Origin of the sequence: Streptomyces cinereoruber (genome assembly GCF_009299385.1) — a bacterium.
GTDB classification, from domain to species: domain Bacteria; phylum Actinomycetota; class Actinomycetes; order Streptomycetales; family Streptomycetaceae; genus Streptomyces; species Streptomyces bikiniensis.
Genome location: NZ_CP023693.1, coordinates 7,295,188 through 7,314,736, shown reverse-complemented (window position 1 = coordinate 7,314,736; position 19,549 = coordinate 7,295,188). Strand labels below are relative to the sequence as shown.

The following is a 19,549-nucleotide window of genomic DNA, read 5'->3' as shown; positions in this document are numbered from 1 at the left end:
TGCCGGGCCGCTCGGATGCCGTACGGGGCAGTAGGTGATGTGCTGGGCAGGAGAGAGGGGCGGACCGCCGCCACAGGGGCGGACCGGGGCCCTCCGCCCCGCCTCACGAGGAGGGACCGCCATGGCGTTCTTCGTCCACGCCGTCGTCCCGGGGGTCACCACGGAGCAGTACGACAAGCTCAACGCCGCTCTCCAGCAGATGCCCGAGATCTTCGACGGCTGCCTGGCCCACGCGTGCGTGTCGACCGACGACGGGCTCGAGGTCTTCGACATGTGGGAGACCGAGCAGCAGATGAACGCGTTCGTCGAGAAGATGATGCCCGTCGCCACCGAGCACGGCTGGCCCGAGACCGGCGTCGCCCCGCGCATCATGCGCGTCCACAACCACTGGGTCCCCGGCGCGGCCGGCTGACCTCCGTCTTCGGGGCGGCTCCGGGCCGGGGCCGCCCCCTCGCACGCGTACCGCGAGAAAAAGTTCGGGCGGCGATGTCGAGAAACCGTGCCCCGCTCCGTCCCCGGGGTGAACGCGACCACAATGGGCCGCACCCCCTCCGAGGAGAGATCACGATGGCCAAGTACCTGCTGCTGAAGCACTACCGGGGCGCCCCGGACCCGGTCAACGACGTGCCGATGGACCGGTGGACGCCGGAGGAGATCTCGGCGCACATGCGGTACATGAACGACTTCGCGGACCGGCTGCGGGAGAGCGGGGAGTTCGTCGACGGCCAGGCGCTGGCACCCGAGGGGACGTGGGTCCGCTACGACGGCGAGGGCCGCCCGCCGGTCACCGACGGGCCGTTCGCCGAGACCAAGGACCTGATCGCTGGCTGGATGGTGATCGACGTCGACACCCGCGAGCGCGCCGTCGAGCTGGCGGGCGAGCTGTCGGCGGCCCCCGGGGCCGGCGGGAAGCCGATCCACGAGTGGCTGGAGGTGCGCCCGTTCCTGAGCGCGCCGCCCACCGCCACGGAGTGGTGCCACTGATGGACGAGGCCCTGCTCAGGGGCCTCGTGCCGGGCGTCCTCGGGATCCTCGTCCGCCGCGGGGCCGACTTCGCGGCGGCCGAGGACGCCGTGCAGGACGCGCTGGTCGAGGCGGTCCGCGTCTGGCCGGCGGATCCGCCGCGGGACCCGAAGGGCTGGCTGGTCACCGTGGCCTGGCGCCGGTTCCTCGACGCGACCCGGGCGGACGCCGCCCGGCGCCGGCGCGAGGACCGCGTCGAGGAGGAGCCGGCGCCCGGACCCGTGCCCGCCGTGGACGACACGCTCCGGCTCCACTTCCTGTGCGCCCACCCGTCGTTGACGCCGTCGTCGGCGGTCGCGCTCACGCTGCGCGCCGTGGGCGGGCTGACCACGCGCCAGATCGCCGAGGCCTACCTGGTGCCCGAGGCGACCATGGCGCAGCGCATCAGCCGGGCCAAGCGGACGGTCTCCGGCGTGCGCCTCGACCGGCCCGGCGACGTGGCCACCGTGCTGCGGGTCCTCTACCTGGTCTTCAACGAGGGGTACTCGGGTGACGTCGACCTCGCCGCCGAGGCGATCCGGCTCACCCGGCAGCTGGCGGCCGTGATCGACCACCCGGAGGTGGCGGGGCTGCTCGCCCTCATGCTGCTCCACCACGCCCGGCGCGCGGCCCGGACCGCGCCCGACGGCGCCCTGGTGCCGCTCGCCGAGCAGGACCGGGGCCGGTGGGACACGGGGATGATCGCCGAGGGCGTCGGGATCCTCCGGGCGGCCCTGGCGCGCGACCGGCTGGGCGAGTTCCAGGCCCAGGCCGCCGTCGCGGCGCTGCACGCCGACGCGCCCACCGCGGAGGAGACGGACTGGGTGCAGATCGTCGAGTGGTACGACGAGCTGGCGCGCCTGACGGACAGTCCGGTCGTACGGCTCAACCGCGCGGTGGCGGTCGGCGAGGCGGACGGGCCGCGGGCCGGTCTCGCGGCGCTCGCGGCACTGGACGGTTCGCTGCCCCGGTACACGGCGGTGGCGGCGTACCTCCACGAGCGTGCCGGTGACACGGCGACGGCGGCGCGGCTGTACGCGGAGGCGGCCCGCAGGGCGCCCAACCTGGCCGAGCGGGACCACCTGACGCGGCGGGCCGCCCGGCTCAACGCCGACCGGAGCGAACGGAGGCGCTGAGGGAGCCGAGGCCGTCGCGTGGTCGTTTCCCCGGGCGCGGTCGCTTCGCGCGGGGCGGGCCGCGCATGAATCGGTCGGTGATGGGCAGCCGCCTCGTGGCGGCCGGGACCCTGGCGGCCGTGCGGGTCGCCGCCGGGCGAGCGGCCGGTGGAGCCGAACGGGGCGCCGCCGCTGCTCGGGGCGAGCGGCACGTCGTGTGGTGCGCGGAGGCAGATGATGAGTTTTCCCCTGCCCGACAGCGTCGATGCCCTCAAGGACATGATCGGCCGTGAGGTCACGTCCCTGCGCGCGGCGGTGCGCCGGACCGCGGAGCGCCCGCTGGGCGCGCCGTCCGGCACCGAGCGGGCTTCCCCGGTGCGGTCCTTGGCCGTGCTGCCGTCCTCCGTGGAGACGGGTGAGGCCTCGCCGTGCATGTGCGGCAGTCACGAGCCCGGCGCCCGGGGGACCTGTTCGATACTCGCCGCGATCCCGGCCTCGGCCGTCCTGCTGGAGCCGCTGTGGAACGAGTCGGGCGGCATCCCGGACTTCCGGATCGTGGCCGGCAACCGCATCCGGTCGGCGGACTGGCTGGAGGAGCCGGACCACCAGGTCGGGCAGCGTTTCCTGGAGGCGCGGCCGGGCGCGGCGGACGCGGGCCTGCTCGCCGCCCTGACGGACGTGGTGGGCACCGGCAAGCCCCTGAACGGGCAGGTGGTGGACTACACGGAGCAGCGGCTCGGGCGGATCCACCGGACCCCGCTGCTGTACACCGCCGCCCGGTGCGGCGAGCAGGTGCTCGTGACGTGGCGGCCCCTGCAGAGCCCGGCCGAGATGATGACGATCGACGCGCAGTTCATCGCCTCGATGGGGTGGGGGAACTGGGACCTGCTCTCCGGGAAGGTGACCTGGTCGGAGGGGCTCAGCCGGATCCTCCACGCCGACGTGCGCATGCCGTGGTCGCTCGAGCAGCTGTGCGACGCGCTGCTTCCGGACGACCTGACGGCGTTCGCCGAGTTCCTCACGTCGGTGCTCGCGGGCGAGGAGCCCGCCTGGACCCGGATCCGCTTCGTGGTGCTCGGCGAGGTCCGCACGCTCGACCTGCTCGGCCGGCCGGCCACCGGGACGGACGGCCGGGCGTGGGCCCTCAACCTGGTGGCCCGCGACCTCACGCCGCAGATCCGCAGCCGGCGGCGGCTGGCCGAGACGGAGCGGGAGACGGACCTGCTGCGGCGGCAGACGGAGGCGGAGCGGAGGATCGCGGACACGCTGCGCGAGGCGATCCTGCCCACCCATTCGGAGGCGCTCGCGGCGGTCGGGCTCACGGTGGCGGCCTCCTACCGGCCGGCCGAGCCCGACGCGGCGGTGGGCGGCGACTGGTACAAGTGCCGGCTGCTGCCGGACGGCCGGGTGCTCGTGGCCATCGGCGACGCGTCGGGGCACGGCCTGGAGGCCGTGGCGCGGATGGCGCAGCAGCGGCACGCCCTGGCGGGCCTGGCGCAGACGGGCGCGTCCGCCGGGGAGATCACGACCTGGCTGAACGAGCTGGTGTGCAGCGATCCGGCGGGGAAGACGGCGACGGTGGTGGTCGGCCACCTCGACGAGGGCAGGGTCCTGCACTGGGCCGACGCCGGCCACCCCGCGCCGCTGCTGCTGCGCGACGGCCGCGCCGAGCCGCTGGAGGCCGGGCAGCGCGGCCCGCTCCTCGGCGCGCTGCCGGGGTACGCGTACGAGACCTCGTCGACGCCGCTGCTCCCGGGCGACCTGCTGGTCCTCTACACGGACGGCATGGTCGAGCACCGGGGCGAGGACGTGACCGTGGGGATCGGTCGGCTCGCGGAGGCGTTGGCGGCCTCGTCCCACCTGGAGCCGCGGGAGCTGATCGACGCGCTGCTGGCCGATCCCGAGATCGCGGGCCACGAGGACGACGCGTGCGTCCTGGGGATCCGGGTGGACTGAGCGCGTACGGCGTCGTGCCCCGCCGTGGGACGGGGCGGCTGCGCGGGTGGGGGTGAACGGCCGTGCGGTCCGCTCCTCCGCAGGGGGCGTGTCGCCCCGCTCCCCCGTCCGTTGAGCGGACCGGGACGGGCGTGTGGCCGCCGGACCGCCGGGGAACGAGACGGTGTCCGCGGCGCCGGCGCCCGTACCGGCCCGCCGTCCGCGCCACGTCCCCCTTCCTCGCCGCCCCGCCGGGGCGCCGCACCGATCGGAGAGAGATGACGACGCCTTCCGCCCCCGACGAGTCTCCCGGCACGTCGATCACCGACGAGGAGTACGGGGCACTGCGCGCCTCCGCCGCCCTGTGGGCCGGGACGTCGGTGCTGATCACCGATGGGTACGGGCGGATCCTGGTCCAGCGCGTCGACTACCGCCCCTCGTGCCTGCTGCCGGGCGGGGCCGTCGACAAGGGCGAGTCGCCCGCGCGCGCCGCCGCCCGGGAGCTGCGGGAGGAGCTCGGCGTCGCGGCGGTCGTCGACCGGGGCCTCGCCGTCGACTGGGTCTCCGCCGGGGCCTTCGGCGCGCCCGGGGTCATGCGGTTCCCGGGCGAGATCCTGCACGTCTACGACGGGGGCGTCTGGGACGAGGAGCGGATCGCCGCGATCCGGCTCCCCGGGCACGAGGTCGAGGCCGTGGAGTTCGTCGAGCCCGCCGAGCTGCCCGGTCTGATGATCCCGGGCGACGCCCGCCGGGTCCTGTCCGCGCTGCGCGCCCGCATCGACGGCGCCGGCCCCGCGCTCCTGGAGGACGGCGTGCCGATCGCCCCCGGTGTCCTCGACCGGGTCGGCGCCCTGCGCACCGCGCGGTCCCGCGAGCACTTCCCCTTCCGTCCCGCCCCGGTCCCGGAGGGCCTTCCGGTGCGCCGCTCGGGAGGCTGGCTGTTCGCCCCGGACGGGCGGGTCCTCGTCCTCCTCGACCCCGGCACCGGCGCGGCCCGGCTGCCCGGCGGCGCGCCCGGACCGGTGGACCACGGCGACCCCTGGGCCGCCCTGGTGCGCGGGGCCGGCGAGGAGGCGGCGGTCGCGGCGGCCCGCCCCCTGTACCTGGGGCACCTCCTCGGCCCGGACGGGGCGTACGCGCTCGTCCGCCACGCCGCCGTCCTCACGCGGGTCGGCCCGCCGCCCGCCGGCCCGGCCGCGGGCCGCGCGCCGGTCCGGGTCCTGGCCACCCCGGAGCAGGCCCTGGAGCTCTTCGACTGGGGCCCGCACGGGGCCGCGCAGCTCGCGGCCGTGCACCGGGCCCGTACCCTCCTCGGCGTGCCCCGGGCCGACCGCCGGGCCGTCACCGAACTCGCCGGTCCCGTCACCTTCCAGGGGTGCTGACCGCGAGCGTCCACAACGCTCGCGGTCCATGCGGCCGGGGCCGTGGCGGGCGACGTCCGTCCTGTCGCGGGAGGGCGCGGCCGTGGCTCTCCGGCGCCGGTCGCGACGACTCGGTCGAGCGGCGGACGAGCGGCTGGAGTCGGGAGCCCGCCCTCGCCGCCGAAGCTTGCAACCACCACGTCGACCGGACAGCACCGTCCCACCGTCCGTCCCGCGACCGGCGAGATCTCGGCGATCTCCAGGCTCTCGCGCGTCGCACGATCGACACCTCTTACCGCGGGTTCCTCGGCGACGAGGCCGTCGATAGGTTCATCGGCAGCGGCGCCTCGGACGCACACGTGAAGACGCACCTGGAGCGGGGCGGCGTGCACTGCCTCGCCCAGGAGGACACGGCCGGCCGACGGCCGTCCGGGTCGGCTCCGGCGGCGCGTTTTCCGCCGTACGGGCGTTTCGAGGTGTCCTTTGCGGCCAGACGCGACATTGGAGGCATTCACGAACCGATGCGAGGAGGACGACCGGGATGGCCAAGGTGTCGCATCTGCCCGGGCGGGCGGAGCACCAGTGGAACTGGCAGATGTCGGCGGCGTGCCGAGGTGTGGGCACCGAGGTGTTCTTCCACCCCGAGGGCGAGCGGGGGCCGGAGCGGACGGCGCGCGAGGAGGCCGCCAAGGCCGTCTGCGCGACGTGCCCCGTGCGCGCCCGCTGCCTGGAGCACGCGCTCAGCGTGGGGGAACCCTACGGGGTCTGGGGCGGGCTGACGGAACAGGAACGCGAGCTGGCCCTGCGGACGGCGGCGGCCTAGGGTCCGCCCGGCACCCTTTCGGCGGGGCTGACGAGGGGAACAGCGGGAGCGAGGGGCGGGGCCGAACTCATCGAGTTCGGCCCCGCCCCTCGCTCCCGTCCGGCCCGTCAGACGAGACGGCCGCCGAAGGGTCCGCCCAGTCCGTAGTACGTGACCAGCTGCTCGCGGTAGACCTTGTCGTCCAGGTGCGTGTCGCGGTGGAACTCCGGGGCGTCCTTGATCTGGTCCTTGGTGCGGTCCACGAAGATCGTCCGCTCCTCCGGGTCGATGCGGGTCACGGTGCTCGCGGGCAGCAGGACCTCCTTGCCGAAGATCCAGACGCCGGTGTCCACGACCAGGTAGGAGTCGTCGACCTCGTCGGAGTGCTTGTCCACCTTCCCGATGCCGCCGTCGGTCGCCTCGACCTTGTAGCCGGTCAGATCGGTGCCCGCCAGGTGCCCGGCGGTCGAACGGTAGCTCCACGTGTGCTCGGTCATGTCCCGACAACTCCTCCGGTGGGGGAAGGACGGCCGGCGGTCCGCCGCCGTCCGGAATCCGCCTGCCCCGGTCCCCCCGGCTCATTCCCGTGCCGCCGGGGGACGGCCGGACGGCTCCTGTCCGGCCGGAGGGCGGGATACGGGCCGGGCCGCCGGGTACCCGCACCTCATGAACACCAGCGAGAACCCCCCGCACCACCCCGTCCCCCCGTTCCCCGACCAGCAGCAGGAACATCCCGGCTCGACCGAGCGGATGGATCCGCGGCCCGACCACGGAGAGGAGTCCTACCGGGGCCACGACCTGCTCCCCGGCCGGGCGGCGGTCGTCACCGGCGGCGACTCCGGGATCGGCAGGGCCGTGTGCCTGGCGTTCGCCCGCGAGGGCGCGGACGTCGTCCTCACCCACCTGCCCGAGGAGAAGGACGAGGCGGCCGAGACGGCGCGCCTGGTCCGCGAGGCGGGCCGCAAGGCCGTCCCCGTCGAGTGCGACGTCCGCGACGAGGAGCAGTGCGCGGCCCTGATCGACCGGGCGGTGGACGAGTTCGGGCGCGTCGACGTGCTCGTCAACAACGCCGCGTACCAGATGGCGCAGCCCGACGGGATCGAGGCCATCAGCACGGAACAGTTCGACCGGGTGATGAAGACCAATCTGTACGGGATGTTCTGGCTCTCCCGCGCGGTCCTCCCCCACATGCCGCGCGGCGGGTCCATCATCAACACCACCTCGGTGCAGGGCTACCAGCCGAGCCCGCACCTCCTCGACTACGCGATGACGAAGGCCGCGATCGTCTCCTTCACCCACAGCATGGCGCAGCTCCTGGCCGAGCGCGGCATCCGTGTCAACGGGGTCGCCCCCGGCCCCGTGTGGACCCCGCTGATCCCCGCGACGATGCCGGACGTGAAGGACTTCGGCGAGCAGTCGCCCCTGGGGCGCCCCGCCCAGCCGGCGGAGATGGCGCCCGCGTACGTCTTCCTCGCCTCGCCCGGGGCGAGCTACATCACCGGCGAGATCGTCAATGCCACCGGCGGCACTCCCCTGCCGTGAGGCCGCCCCGAGACCGCGACGAGGGAGCCGCACGACCCGGAGGTCGTGCGGCTCCCTCGTGCGTACGGGGTGGTGGCCGGCGTTGTCACATGGGGGCGTCGGCCGCCGGGGGCCGTCCGGCCCTGCCGGGCGCCTCCCCGGCCCCGGAGTGCTCCGGCGTCCGGGTGAGGGGCAGGTGGTAGAGGGCGAAGGCCTTGCCGATGACGGGCTGGGCGACGTTGCGGACGCGCACCCCGCCCGCCGTCATGCCGTGCTCGGTGCCCAGGTGGGCGTGGCCGTGCACCGCGAGGTCGGCGCCCGCCCCGTCGATGGCCTCGGCCAGGAGGTAGCTGCCCAGGAAGGGGTAGATCTCGACCGGCTCGCCCGCGAGCGTGTCGGGGACCGGCGAGAAGTGGGTGAGGGCGATCCGCGCCTCGCAGTCGGCCAGCTCGGACAGGGCCTCGTGGAGTCCCTCGGCGGCCCGGCGCGTGGTGCGGACGAAGTCCTTCATCTCGCGTTCGCCGAACTCCCCGGCGCTGCGGCCCGCGAAGCCGCCGCAGAAGCCCTTCGTGCCGGCGATGCCGAGCCGGCCGCCGTCCACCGGCAGGACCGTCCGGTCGCCCTCCAGGACGGAGACCCCCGCGTCGGTGAGGACGCGCGCGATGTCCGCCTCCCGGTCGGAGTGGTAGTCGTGGTTGCCGAGGACGGCGACCACGGGAACGCCGAGGTCCCGGACCTCGTCCGCGACCACCTCCGCCTCGGGGACCGTTCCGTGGCGGGTGAGGTCCCCGGCGAGGAGGAGGACGTCCGCGCAGAGCGGCAGCGTCTCGAAGGAGGGGCGCAGCAGGCCCCGGCAGTCCGGGCTCAGATGGATGTCGCCGACGGCCGCCACCCGGACGACGGCCCCGTCCTCCCGCCGCTCCGGGGCCGTCACAGCAGCTCCTCCGGTCGCTCGGGGGGATCGATGCAGGCGACCGTCAGGTCCGCGCGGACGAGGAGGCCGGCCAGTTCCGTCTCGGCAAGCCGGAGGATCTCCTCCCGTTCGCCGGCCGTCGGTACGGTGCCCGTCAGGAGCACGGCCTCGCCGCGCGCCTCGACGCGTACTCCGAGTTCGGCCGTGTCGTCGCGTGCGAGGCGTTCCCTGAACCTGGCGATCCGGTACTCGTTCTCGCCGCTGTCCATCGCGGTCCTCCGTCCTGTCGTCCTCGTCCTGCGGCCCTGCCGCCGCACGGCCCTGCGGGCGGGCGCGTCCGGTGCGGGGCACGCTCCGCGCGGGTGCCTCCTGTACGGGGCGGCCGCTCTTCACCGTCGCGTCTCCCCCGTCCCGTACGTACCATTCCTCCTCTTGCGCGGGACGCGCGGACGGTCGGGGCTCCCCGGGCGCTCAGTCCTCCAGGGGGCGGGTGGCCGGGCCCTGGAGGACGCTGCCGTCGGCCGCGAAGCGGGAGCCGTGGCAGGGACACTCCCACGTCTGCTCGGCCTCGTTGAAGCCCAGCTCGCATCCCATGTGGGTGCAGCGGCGGCCGGTCCGCAGGCCGGCGAGGAAGTGGCGGGCGACGGTGGCCTGGTGCCGGACGGCCCCGGGCGTCTCGCGGAGGGGGAGCCGGCGGCGCGGGTCGAAGAGCTCCGTCCAGTCCGGGCGGGGCGCGCCCGTCAGGTGCGCGGTGAGCAGCCGGCCCGCGGCGACCCCGTTGCTGAGCCCCCATCCGCCGAAGCCGGTGGCCACGTACACGTGCTCGGTGTCGGGGTGCTCGTGTCCGACGTATGGCACCCCGTCGACCGTGTCGACGTCCTGGGCGGCCCACCGGTGGACGACGGGCGCCCGGGCGAAACCGGGCAGCCGGTCGCGCGCCCAGGCCTCCAGGCGTTCGTACCGGGCGCGGACGCCTCCGCTCCCCGGTTCGAAGGACTCGCCCGAGACGATCAGGAGGCGCCGGCCCCCGTCCAGCGGGGCGGTGCGCACCGAGCGGACGTCGTGCTCGTCGCTCCAGTACATGCCGTGGGGGGCCCGGCTCTCCTCGACGGGGGCGGCGACGACGAGCTCCCGGCGCAGCGAGAGGCGCATCAGGAGGGCGGGGTGGCAGCGGAGCGGGAAGTGGGTGGCGAGGACGACGTCACGGGCGTGGACCGTGCCCCCGCCCTCCAGGGCGAGGCGGCACTCGGCGCCCTCCTTGAGACCGGTGACGCGGGTGCCCTCGTGGATCCGGCCCCCGTGCGCGACCAGGTCGTCGGCCAGGGCGAGCAGGAAGCGGCGCGGGTGGAACTGCAGCTGGTCCTCCACGCGGACCGCCGCCGCGACGGGGTACGGGAGCCCCGTGCCGGCCTCTCCGGGCTCCCCGGTCACCTCGGTGGCCCGCAGGCCGGCTCCGGCCGCGGCCGCCGCCTCCGCGCGGATCTCCCCGGTCCGCTCCTCGTCGGAGGTGTACGTGTAGGCCGGGCGGTGTTCGATCTCCGCGTCGACGCCGAGTTCCCCGCACAGCCGCACCACCTCCCGCAGGGCGTCCTCCTGGGCCGCGGCATACCTGGCGGCCGCCTCCTCCCCCTGGTCGTGGCGCAGGGGCTCGTAGCGCAGGCCGTGGAGGGAGGTCAGTTTCCCGGTGGTGTGCCCGGTGACCCCGGCCGCGATCCGGCCGGCCTCCAGGACCACGACGTCGCGTCCGGCGCGGTGGAGCGCGCGGGCGGTGCAGAGGCCGGCGATCCCGGCGCCCACGACGACCGTGTCCGCGGTGAGGTCGCCTTCGAGCGGCGGGTGCGCGCGGCCGGGCGGCGCCGACTCCATCCAGTACGAGCTTCCGGGTCCGGGCATGATCCCTCCTCCGGGCGGTCGGGCGTCCGCCCGGCGTCTACCCGGGGCGGGCGGGCGCAGTCGCCGAGGGGGGAGACACCCCCTAGGGCCTGTCCGACCCTGATCCGCCGGACAGGCCCTGGTCCTCCTCGGTCTCGGCCTCGCCCCTCCGGCCGAGCGGGCGGCGCTGCTCCTCGCGGCCCAGGCCCGGGGACTGGCGCTTGGCGGTCATGCCGCCCTCGTCGTCGGGGGTACGGCCCCGGGTCGCCTTCTCGGCCTCCCGGCGTGCCGCGACGTCGCCGCTCTCACCGACGGCCTCCGAGGGCGTGGTCCGCGGCGGGCCGTCCGCGGGCAAGGTGCGGCGGCGCTCGTGACGGGTCATGGTGGTCCTCCTCGGTCGTGCGGGCGGGCACGGGGGCGGCTGCCCCCGGGCGTCACGCGGAAACACCGCCGGTGGGGGCGAGCACGAAGGCGTGGCCGGCCGGGTCCGTGTAGCGGCGCGTGTCGGTGCGCCGGTCGAGCCGGGTGCCGTTCCGGTCGGCGGAGACGGGCCGCGCGCCCAGGGAGACGGCCTCCCGCTCGGCCTCGTCGAGCGCGTCGGGCGCCACGAGGATGAGCAGGTGGGCCTGCTGGGAGTCGTCCGGCCGGGGCCAGCTCGACGGTGCCTGGCCGGGGTCGCGGCGGATGCCCAGGACGACGCCCGCGGAGCCGGAGACGAGGAGCAGGTCGGGGTCGCCGGCGCTGGGTTCGACGGTGGCGTCGAGCAGGGCGGCGTAGAAGCGGGCGAGGGGTTCGGGGTCGGTGCTGTCGAGGACGAGGACGCCGGTCTTGGAAACGGTCATGGGATGCGTGTGCCCCGCCAAAGGCCTTTCAGGCCAGGGGAGTCGGCGTTCGACGGCTCCTCTTCCGGGTGGTGCGGGCGAGGCGGGCGGGGGGGTGGTGGCCGCGCAGCGCGCGGGCTTGCGCGTCTCTCGGTACTCCACCCGCAGTACTCTTGCCGGAGTGGTGTGAAGCCGGTACTACGGATGGAGTGGTGTGCATGGTGAGACGGAACGACCAGCGGCGCGCGGCCCTCGTCGACGCCGCGATCGAGGTGCTGGCCGCGCAGGGCGCCCGGGGCCTGACGTTCCGGGCGGTGGACACCGAGGCGGCCGTTCCCGCCGGGACCGCCTCCAACTACTTCGCCAACCGCGACGACCTCCTCACCCAGGCCGGCGCCCGGGTCTACGAGCGCCTCCAGCCCGACGAGGCCACGATCGCCCGGCAGCAGTCGGCCGGCCGGGACCGGGAGACCTACGCGGAGCTGATGCGCGAGCTCGTCGGCCGGATCGCCTCCTTCCGCACCGGCTACCTCGCGCTGCTCGAACTCCGTCTGGAGGCCACCCGCCGCCCCGAGCTGCGCAAGGTCCTCACCGAACGGGTCCGGGCCGACGTCGAGGCCAACGTCGCCTACCACGAGGCCTCCGGCCTCCCCGGCGACGCCACTGCCGTCAAACTCCTCATCCTGGCCCTGAACTGGCTGATCGTCGAACAGCTCACCCTGCCGGACGTCTTCACCGAGGCGGAGCGCGAGCAGCTGGTGGCGGCGGCGGTCGAGCGGATCGTGACGACCGGATAGGCGGCGCCCCGGGGGCTCGTGACGTTCCGTCGCGTGCCCGGCCGCATCGGGGGTACGCGGAAGCGACGGCCGCCGTGTCCGGGGGCCCCGGGGAGCGGCGCTCCCCCACCGGACATCCGCGGATGGCGTACGAGCACAGGAGGCTCCATGTCCGCACTGTTGACCCGCATCAAGCGGTTCGGTCGCAGCCCCCAGGGGCGGCGGGCGATCGCGTCGGTACGGCGCGCCGCCGCCGACCCCCGGACCCGGGCCCGGGCGCGCCGCGCCCTCGGCAGGCTGCGGGGACGCCGCTGACGGATCGTCCCCCACCAGTTCCCCGGCCTCGCGGCCCGGCACCGGCCGGACCGCGAGGCCGGGCGCGTGGGGGCTCACGGCGGTGCGTCGGACGGCCGGGCCTCGCGCAGCCGGTCGAGCCGGCGGATGGCCGGAGTGGCGCTCGCTCCGTGGAGGAGTACGGAGAACGCCACCGTGGTGGCGGTCAGCACCCACAGTTCGTGGGCCCGGTCCTCGAACCCGTGGTGGCCGAGCGCGTAGGCGAGGTAGAAGAGGGAGCCGATGCCGCGCAGTCCGAAGACGGCGGTGACGACGCGCTCCCGGGGGCCGGTGACGAAGCCGAGCTGGGCGACCCACCCCGTCACCGGGCGGACGACCACGATCAGGGCCAGGGCGAACAGGACCATCGGCCAGGTCAGCGACGCGAGGCCGGTGGCGGCGAGGTAGTGGCCCAGGAGGAAGAGGAGGGCCGCCGTCAGGAGGCGTTCGATCTGCTCGGTGAAGCCGTGCAGCACCTTGTGGTAGCCGTGGCCGCGCTCGGCGGCCCGGACGGCGCAGGCGGTGACGAAGACGGCGACGAAGCCGTAGCCGTGGGCGAGTTCGGTGAGGCCGTACGAGAGGAAGGTCGCGGCGAGCGCGACGAAGCCCTCCATGTGCTCGGACAGCCTGAGCGACTCGGCCCCGGCCCGGAAGAACATCCAGCCGAGCAGCCGTCCGAGGACGATCCCGATCACGACGGCGATCACCGTCTTGCCCACGAGGTCCATGCCGAACCAGCGCCCCCAGTCGGCCGCCGTCCAGACGCCGCCGGCTCCGGCGAGCGCGACGGCGGCGAGGACGAAGGGGAAGGCGAGGCCGTCGTTGAGGCCGGCCTCGGCGGTGAGCGTGAAGCGGACCTCGTCCTCGTCGTCGTCCTCGTCGGTCGGCTCCCCCACCCGCACCTCCGCGGCCAGCACCGGGTCGGTCGGCGCGAGCAGGGCTCCCACCAGGAGCGCGGTGGCCACCGGCCAGTCGAAGAGCCACCAGGTGAGCGCGGTGGTCGCGGCGACGGTCAGGGGCAGGGTGATGCCGAGGAGCCGCCACGGCCCGGCCCAGGAGCGCAGCCCGAAGGGCCGGTTCAGGGCGAGTCCGGCGCCCATGAGGGAGACGATCACGCAGATCTCGGTGACGTGCTCGACCCAGGCCCGGTCCGCCACGGGGTCGAGTTCGGGCATCGGGAGGGGCAGCAGGCCGGTCAGGGCTCCGACGGCCAGGAACACCATGGGCATCGAGAACGGCATGCGCCGCACGAGCCTGGGCAGGACCGCCGCCGCCAGCGCTCCCAGTCCCAGGGCCGTGAACACGAGGTCGGCGGGGCTCACGGGCAGGACTCCGTTCCCATAGAGGTGAAGGTGAGGGCGGTGCGGGCGGCGGCGTCCCGGTCAGTCGGCGGGCTCGTCGGGGGCGGGGTGCTCGGGGTTGACGGTCCCGCTCTCGGGGTGTTCCCGGGGCCCCGTGCCGGACACGTCGGTGTCCGGCAGGTCCTCCTCGCCCGGGTCCCGTACGACGGGGATGGCCAGCGGGTCCTCGCCCTCGGCGGCCTGCTCGTCCTCGCGGTCGCGGGGTATCGGGTCCTCCGAGTTCCCCGGGGTGTACGCGTCGCTCATGGGTGTCTCCTTCTCCGGTGTCGGGTGGTGCGGCGCGGCGGTCAGCCCGCCGTCGCCGGCGTTGCCAGGCGGACGCGTTCCATGACGTAGCCGCTGCGCGGGAGCGTCGGCACGCGGTGCAGGGGGATCGACAGGTCCTGGTCGGGCACGTCGTGCGGCAGCCGGGCGAGGCGCGGGACCAGGGAGGCCAGGAGGGCGAGGGTGATGTCCTCGCCGGGGCACCGGTGGCCCTCGGCCGGGTCGCCGCCGCCCTGCGGCACGAGGTCGTCGCGGCCGATCGTCGCGCCCGGACGGGTGAAGCGGGTCGGGTCGAAGGCGTACGGCTCCGGCCACAGGTCGGGGTCGTGGTCGTGTCCGTACAGGTCGAGGAGGACCAGGCTGCCCTTCTCGATCGGGACGCCGCCCCATCGGGTGTCGGCCGCCGCGAGGCCGCCGGTGAACGGGGCGAAGGGGTAGAAGCGGCGGACCTCCTGGGCGAAGCCCCAGGCGTACCGCTCGTCCGTCGCCAGGAGCTCGCGGTGCTCCGGCCAGCGGTGCAGGGCGTGGGCGGCGAAGACGAGGAACCAGGTGACCGCGACCGTGGGGCGCAGGACGTTCAGGAGTTCGACCGCCGCGGTGTGCGGGTCGAGCTGCCGGCCGTTCGCGTCGGTGTGCGCGGCCACCGCCTGCGCGATCGTCGCCTGCCCGGACGGGGCGCCCGCGTACCGCAGCTCCTCGATCAGCGGGGCGAGCCGCTGCTCCTGCCGCGTCCTCGCGCGCCGCGCGCGCAGGTGCCGGGGGCCGACGGCGGCGAAGCCGTCCACCATGGCCACGAGGTCCCGCGCGGCGGTCTCCTCCTCGTCGTCGGACAGCGGGACGCCGGCCCAGTCGTGCACGGCCCGGGTCAGGACGCGGGCGGCCTCGTCGAAGAGGACCACCCGCTCCCGGTCCTGCCAGCCGGCCTCGGCGCGGTCCCAGGCGTCCCGGGCGTGCTCCACCAGGGCGGCGATCCGCTCCGGGTCCTTGAGCAGCGTCAGGAACAGCGCCTTCCGGCCGCGGTGCGGCCCGCCGTCGAGGGTGTGGACGGCTCCGCGGCCGAACAGGGTGTCCAGGAGGGGGCCGGGCAGGGCGTCGTGCCGGCGGACGTGCCGTTCGTCGTAGAAGAAGTCCACCGCCTCCTTGCCGTGCAGCGCGACTCCGCGCCGGCCGAGGATCCGCACGGGAACGGCCGGGGCGTTCCCGGCCCGCCGGCGCACGTCGGGGAGCCACCCGTACCCCTTCATCAGGAGGGACGCGGTGCCGTCGAGCAGCGGGGGGCGGGTGGGGCCGGACATTTCCTGTGGTGTCGCTTTCATGAGAGACGGGTTCCACGAAGTCGTGATTTCACACCGTTCCGTGTCGCCCGGCCGGGGGGCGGGGCGGCACGCGCCCGTTCAGCGGCCGGGGGTCAGCACCGCCTTGATCATGCCGTCCTTCTTGTCCTGGAACGTCTTGTACGCCTCGGGGGCGTCCTCCAGGGGCAGGGTGTGGGTGGCGAAGTCGTCGACGCCGAGCGGGTCGGCGTCGTCCAGGAGCGGGAGGATGTCCTCGACCCACCGCCAGACGTTGGCCTGGCCCATGCGGAGCTGGATCTGCTTGTCGAAGAGGCTGAACATCGGGACGGGATCGACGGCGCCGCCGTAGACGCCGGACAGGCTGATGGTGCCGCCGCGACGGACCACGTCGACCGCCGTGTCGAAGGCGGCCATGCTGTCCATGCCGGCCTTGGTCATCATCTTCTGGCCGACGGCGTCGGGGAGGAAGCCCGGGATCTTCTGCGCGGCCTTGGTGAGCGGGGCGCCGTGGGCCTCCATGCCGACGGCGTCGATGACCGCGTCCGTGCCCCGGCCGTCCGTGAGGTCCCGCACCCGGTCGCCGAGTTCCTTGCCGTGCTCCTTGAGGTTCAGGACCTCGACGCCGCGGCCGCGGGCGCGGTCGAGCCGTTCGGGGACGAGGTCCACGCCGATGACCTTGCTCGCGCCCTTGTGGAGCGCGATGCGGGCGGCCATGTCGCCGATGGGGCCGAGCCCGAGGACGGTCACGGTGCCGCCGGGCGGGACGTCGGCGTACGCCACGGCCTGCCAGGCGGTCGGCAGCACGTCCGAGAGGTAGAGGTAGCGCTGGTCGGGGGCGTCCTGGCCGACCTTGATGGGCAGGGTGTCGCCGAAGGGGACGCGCAGGAACTCGGCCTGGCCGCCGGGGACCTGCCCGTAGAGCTTGGTGTAGCCGAAGAGGGAGGCGCCCGTCCCGTACTCCCTGACCTGGGTGGTCTCGCACTGGGACTGCAGGCCCTGGCCGCACGTCCAGCAGGTGCCGCAGGAGACGTTGAACGGCACCACGACCCGGTCGCCGACCTTGAGGTTCCGCACCTCGGGGCCGACCTCCTCCACGATCCCCATGGGCTCGTGTCCGAGGATGTCTCCGGGGTCCAGGAAGGGCCCGAACACTTCGTAAAGGTGCAGGTCGGAGCCGCAGATGCCGCTGGAGGTGACGCGGACGATCACATCCGTCGGGTCGACGATCCGGGGGTCGGGCACGGTGTCCACGCGTACGTCCCGGTGTCCGTGCCAGGTCAACGCCCTCATGGTCGAGCTCCTCACGTGCGGCTTGCGGGGTCACGGCGCGAGTGCCCCGGACGGCCGGTCGTATGCGCCTCCCGGCGGCCCGCCGCCCGGCGGGGACGCACGGTAGCCGCGCGCCTTCGCGGGTAGCGGCTCCGTAGGGGACGCCCCCGGGACGGGCCCGGAGCCGGAGCCCGGGCGAGCGCGCGGGCGACACGTACGGACGGCGTGCGCGAACGACCAAGACGGACCACGAAGACGGACAGCGAGCACGGAGAGGGAGGACGCGATGACGGAGACCCTGAAGGTACGGGCGGGCAGGCGCGCCGTCACGGTCAGCCGGCCGGAGAAGGTGCTCTTCCCCGAGGACGGCCTCACCAAGGCCGACCTCGCGGAGTACTACCGCGCCGTGGCCCCGCGGATGCTGCCGCACCTGCGCGGCCGCCCGCTGACCCTGGAGCGCCATCCGGGCGGCGTCGGCGACCGGGGCTTCTTCCAGAAGGACGTGCCGGACCACTTCCCGGACTGGGTGGGGCGCGCCGAGATGCCGAAGGAGGGCGGCACCGTCACGTACGTCCTGGCGGAGGACGCGGCCACCCTGGTCCTCCTCGCCGACCAGGGCTCCGTCACCCTGCACCGGTGGCTGTCGAAGGCAGACCGCCCCCACCACCCGGACCGGCTGGTCTTCGACCTCGACCCGTCCGAGGAGGGGTTCGGGGCGGTACGGGACGCCGCCCGGTGGCTGCGCGACCTCCTTGAGGAGCTGGAGCTGCCGTCGCTGCTCATGACCACCGGCTCGCGGGGGCTGCACGTCCTGGTGCCGCTGGACCGGAAGGCGCCCTACGACGACGTGCGGGCCTTCGCCTCCGACGTCGCCGGGGTGCTCGCCGCCCGGCACCCCGACCGGCTCACCACCGAGGTGCGGAAGAAGGCACGGGAGGGGCGGCTCTACCTCGACGTCCAGCGCAACGCGTACGGGCAGACCGCCGTGGCCCCGTACACGGTGCGGGCCAGGGCCGGCGCGCCCGTCGCGGCCCCGGTCGGCTGGGGCGACCTGGACGATCCGGAGTTCGACGCGCGCGCCCGGCGCCTCACCGACGTGGACCTGCTCCTGAAGGAGGACCCGTGGGGGCCGGCTCCGCGCGGGCGCTCCCTCAGGGCTGCGGCGGACCGCCTCCGTCGTACGGGTCTCCGTGCTCGTCCCTGAGGGGGTTCCCGTCGTCGGGTCGCCCCTCCTCGAACGGGCCGCCGTCGTCGAAGGCGCTTCCGTCGTCGAACGGGCCGCCCTCCCCGGGCGGGTCCTCCTCGCCGCTCCCGTCGACGAAGGGCCGCTCCTGGTCGAACGGGTCCTCGTCGCCGCGCGGCGCGAGCGCGATGCACTCCACGTCGATCCGGTCGGCGACCTCCGTCAGCGCTCCCGCCAGGGCCACCACCGTCTCCGGTGCGAGGTCGAGGTCATCTTCGCCGGTCGACTCCAGCCACCCGGCCGCGAGGTGCCGGAGCAGGCCGGTCACCTCGTCGGCGGGGAGCACGAGATGGCCGTCCGGCAGAAGCACCAAGGACATGGATGCGTTCATGATGATCCGACCTCCGTGTCGCCGACGCGCGTTCGGGCGCGTCTTCAGGGGGTGTCGCCCGCGGGCGGGGTGCCGTCGGCCGTCTCCGGGCGGACGATGACGACGGGGCAGGACGCGTGCGCGGCGCACTGCTGGCTCACGGAACCGAGGAGCAGGCTCGCGAACCCGCCCCGGCCCCGGCTTCCCACGACGAGCAGTTCGGCGCCGTCCGACTGGTCGATCAGCACCTGGGCCGGGTTCCCGCGCACCACGTGGTGGACCAGGGGGACGTCGTCGTCGCCCGGGGTGAGGACCGCGCCGAGCTCCTCGGAGAGCGAGCGCCGGGCCTGTTCCTCGTCGAACAGCACGTCCACGGCCGGCGCGGACCACCCCTCCGTGCCGGGAAGGTCGTAGACCCCCACCGCGTGCACGGTCGTGCCGGTGCGCCGTGCGTACCGGAGCGCCCAGCGCAGGGCCGCCTGCGAGGCCGGCGAGCCGTCCACGCCCACGACCACGCGGGAAGTGCCGTCATCGGTGCTCATGTCGTGCCCCTTCTCGCTCACGCCGGGAAAGACGGTCAGGGCCCGGGCGGCGGGTTCGGCCCCGTCTCCCGTTCTTCGCCACCCGCCGGTGGGACGGGTCTCCTGCCGACCGACTACCCGGCAGCACGTGCCGTACGCGCGGGCGGCCCGGCGTGGGGGCGGTCGCCCCTCCGTACCAATGTGCCCCGGGTGGGCCGGGCCCGCCCGGCAGCCGCCTCCGTGCGCGTCCGTCCCGGGGGTCTGCGGGGGTCCGGGGGCGGGGTCAGTCCAGGGCCTCGTCGGCGAGGCGGATGCGCGCGTCCATGTTGGTCTCCATCATGCGCAGGGCGGCGTCGGCCAGGTCCTCGTGGATGTGGGCGACGGCGTCCCGGGCGACCGTGACGGAGAGGTGCCGGATGTGGGCGTCGAGGGCGGAGTAGAGCACGCACTGCTCCGTGACCTGCCCGCAGAGCACCAGGTGGTCCACGTCGAGCGTGCCCAGGAGATAGGCGAGCGGGGTCTCGTAGAAGACGGAGTGGCGCGCCTTGACGACGAAGTACGACGTCTCGTCCGGGCGCACCGGGTCGACCAGGTCGGCGTGGGGGCCGCCGAGGGCCGCCTCCAGGATCTCCCCGTGGTGGGAGCGCCATTTGCCGAAGTTGTCGTTGGCGTAGACGACCGGCAGGCCCCGCTCGCGGGCCCGTTCCAGGAGGCGCACCACGGCGGGGAGCGCCCGGGTGACGGAGGGGACGAGGAGTTCCGCGTCCGGGTGGTCGTAGCGGTTGAGCATGTCGATGACGACGAGGGCGGTCTTGCTCATGTTTCCCAGGCTTCC

The 19,549-nt window shown here is 74.8% G+C and carries 23 protein-coding genes; 10 read left to right on the top strand and 13 right to left on the bottom strand.

What is annotated here, in order from left to right:
* Positions 1–121 precede the first annotated feature (121 nt).
* The 6 genes from CP977_RS32900 to CP977_RS32875 all read left to right on the top strand — a co-directional run bounded on the left by CP977_RS32900 (position 122) and on the right by CP977_RS32875 (position 6,236).
* A complete protein-coding gene (locus tag CP977_RS32900; RefSeq protein ID WP_062760162.1) occupies positions 122–412 on the top strand; it encodes a hypothetical protein in 291 nt (96 codons plus the stop codon).
* 155 nt (positions 413–567) lie between these two features.
* Complete coding sequence (locus tag CP977_RS32895; RefSeq protein WP_062760161.1) at positions 568–984, top strand: YciI family protein; 417 nt, start codon at positions 568–570, stop codon at positions 982–984.
* Positions 984–2,138 carry an RNA polymerase sigma factor gene (locus tag CP977_RS32890; RefSeq protein ID WP_062760160.1) on the top strand — a complete coding sequence of 385 codons (1,155 nt, stop codon included), beginning with the start codon at positions 984–986 and terminating at the stop codon, positions 2,136–2,138. Before CP977_RS32895 ends, CP977_RS32890 begins: the two co-directional genes overlap by 1 nt.
* 213 nt (positions 2,139–2,351) lie before the next feature.
* Positions 2,352–4,073: a PP2C family protein-serine/threonine phosphatase gene (locus tag CP977_RS32885; RefSeq protein WP_229991446.1), complete on the top strand. Its 1,722-nt coding sequence runs from the start codon at positions 2,352–2,354 to the stop codon at positions 4,071–4,073.
* Positions 4,074–4,330: 257 nt separating this feature from the next.
* Positions 4,331–5,434: an NUDIX domain-containing protein gene (locus tag CP977_RS32880; protein WP_152371379.1), complete on the top strand. Its 1,104-nt coding sequence runs from the start codon at positions 4,331–4,333 to the stop codon at positions 5,432–5,434.
* A gap of 520 nt (positions 5,435–5,954) precedes the next feature.
* Positions 5,955–6,236 (top strand): WhiB family transcriptional regulator, encoded by a 282-nt coding sequence (locus CP977_RS32875; RefSeq protein WP_062760157.1) that lies wholly within the window; start codon positions 5,955–5,957, stop codon positions 6,234–6,236.
* A gap of 107 nt (positions 6,237–6,343) precedes the next feature.
* Here the strand turns inward: CP977_RS32875 and CP977_RS32870 are convergent, their stop codons facing one another.
* Entirely contained in the window at positions 6,344–6,712 is a 369-nt protein-coding gene (locus tag CP977_RS32870) for a PRC-barrel domain-containing protein (RefSeq protein ID WP_152371378.1), read from the bottom strand.
* Between the two features lie 169 nt (positions 6,713–6,881).
* On the opposite strand from CP977_RS32870, the gene CP977_RS32865 reads away from it, so the two are divergent.
* Positions 6,882–7,757 carry an SDR family oxidoreductase gene (locus tag CP977_RS32865; protein ID WP_062760155.1) on the top strand — a complete coding sequence of 292 codons (876 nt, stop codon included), beginning with the start codon at positions 6,882–6,884 and terminating at the stop codon, positions 7,755–7,757.
* 85 nt (positions 7,758–7,842) lie between these two features.
* Here the strand turns inward: CP977_RS32865 and CP977_RS32860 are convergent, their stop codons facing one another.
* The 5 genes from CP977_RS32860 to CP977_RS32840 form a co-directional block, all read right to left on the bottom strand.
* Positions 7,843–8,670, bottom strand: a complete 828-nt coding sequence (locus CP977_RS32860; RefSeq protein WP_062760154.1) for a metallophosphoesterase family protein — start codon at positions 8,668–8,670, stop codon at positions 7,843–7,845.
* Positions 8,667–8,918: a BON domain-containing protein gene (locus tag CP977_RS32855; protein WP_062760153.1), complete on the bottom strand. Its 252-nt coding sequence runs from the start codon at positions 8,916–8,918 to the stop codon at positions 8,667–8,669. Before CP977_RS32855 ends, CP977_RS32860 begins: the two co-directional genes overlap by 4 nt.
* Positions 8,919–9,120: 202 nt before the next feature.
* Positions 9,121–10,542, bottom strand: coding sequence for an FAD-dependent oxidoreductase (locus tag CP977_RS32850; protein ID WP_152371377.1), 1,422 nt, complete (start codon positions 10,540–10,542; stop codon positions 9,121–9,123).
* 82 nt (positions 10,543–10,624) lie between these two features.
* A complete protein-coding gene (locus CP977_RS32845) occupies positions 10,625–10,903 on the bottom strand; it encodes a hypothetical protein (RefSeq protein ID WP_152371376.1) in 279 nt (92 codons plus the stop codon).
* A 52-nt stretch (positions 10,904–10,955) separates the two neighbouring features.
* The gene (locus CP977_RS32840; RefSeq protein ID WP_062760150.1) at positions 10,956–11,363 is read right to left on the bottom strand and encodes a VOC family protein; all 408 of its coding nucleotides are present in this window, start codon (positions 11,361–11,363) and stop codon (positions 10,956–10,958) included.
* Positions 11,364–11,560: 197 nt separating this feature from the next.
* Between CP977_RS32840 and CP977_RS32835 the strand changes: the two genes are divergently transcribed.
* Both CP977_RS32835 and CP977_RS34315 read left to right on the top strand, forming a co-directional pair.
* Positions 11,561–12,139 carry a TetR/AcrR family transcriptional regulator gene (locus tag CP977_RS32835; protein ID WP_062760149.1) on the top strand — a complete coding sequence of 193 codons (579 nt, stop codon included), beginning with the start codon at positions 11,561–11,563 and terminating at the stop codon, positions 12,137–12,139.
* Between the two features lie 147 nt (positions 12,140–12,286).
* The gene (locus CP977_RS34315) at positions 12,287–12,433 is read left to right on the top strand and encodes a hypothetical protein (protein ID WP_167309020.1); all 147 of its coding nucleotides are present in this window, start codon (positions 12,287–12,289) and stop codon (positions 12,431–12,433) included.
* Positions 12,434–12,507: 74 nt separating this feature from the next.
* On the opposite strand, the gene CP977_RS32830 is transcribed toward CP977_RS34315, so the two are convergent.
* The 4 genes from CP977_RS32830 to CP977_RS32815 all read right to left on the bottom strand — a co-directional run bounded on the left by CP977_RS32830 (position 12,508) and on the right by CP977_RS32815 (position 16,661).
* Positions 12,508–13,773, bottom strand: coding sequence for a cation:proton antiporter (locus tag CP977_RS32830; RefSeq protein WP_152371375.1), 1,266 nt, complete (start codon positions 13,771–13,773; stop codon positions 12,508–12,510).
* A gap of 60 nt (positions 13,774–13,833) precedes the next feature.
* Positions 13,834–14,058 carry a hypothetical protein gene (locus CP977_RS32825; RefSeq protein ID WP_062760147.1) on the bottom strand — a complete coding sequence of 75 codons (225 nt, stop codon included), beginning with the start codon at positions 14,056–14,058 and terminating at the stop codon, positions 13,834–13,836.
* A 41-nt stretch (positions 14,059–14,099) separates the two neighbouring features.
* Positions 14,100–15,371 carry a cytochrome P450 gene (locus tag CP977_RS32820; RefSeq protein WP_104860320.1) on the bottom strand — a complete coding sequence of 424 codons (1,272 nt, stop codon included), beginning with the start codon at positions 15,369–15,371 and terminating at the stop codon, positions 14,100–14,102.
* 99 nt (positions 15,372–15,470) lie between these two features.
* Positions 15,471–16,661, bottom strand: a complete 1,191-nt coding sequence (locus CP977_RS32815; RefSeq protein ID WP_062760146.1) for a zinc-dependent alcohol dehydrogenase — start codon at positions 16,659–16,661, stop codon at positions 15,471–15,473.
* Between the two features lie 265 nt (positions 16,662–16,926).
* On the opposite strand from CP977_RS32815, the gene ligD reads away from it, so the two are divergent.
* Positions 16,927–17,844 carry a non-homologous end-joining DNA ligase gene (gene ligD, locus CP977_RS32810; RefSeq protein WP_152371374.1) on the top strand — a complete coding sequence of 306 codons (918 nt, stop codon included), beginning with the start codon at positions 16,927–16,929 and terminating at the stop codon, positions 17,842–17,844.
* Here the strand turns inward: ligD and CP977_RS34535 are convergent.
* The 3 genes from CP977_RS34535 to CP977_RS32795 form a co-directional block, all read right to left on the bottom strand.
* Entirely contained in the window at positions 17,792–18,202 is a 411-nt protein-coding gene (locus tag CP977_RS34535; RefSeq protein WP_183953389.1) for a DUF6213 family protein, read from the bottom strand. The genes ligD and CP977_RS34535 overlap by 53 nt on opposite strands.
* A 56-nt stretch (positions 18,203–18,258) precedes the next feature.
* Entirely contained in the window at positions 18,259–18,735 is a 477-nt protein-coding gene (locus CP977_RS32800; protein WP_152371373.1) for a universal stress protein, read from the bottom strand.
* 262 nt (positions 18,736–18,997) lie between these two features.
* Complete coding sequence (locus CP977_RS32795) at positions 18,998–19,534, bottom strand: cysteine hydrolase family protein (protein WP_062760143.1); 537 nt, start codon at positions 19,532–19,534, stop codon at positions 18,998–19,000.
* Between the last annotated feature and the right edge of the window lie 15 nt (positions 19,535–19,549).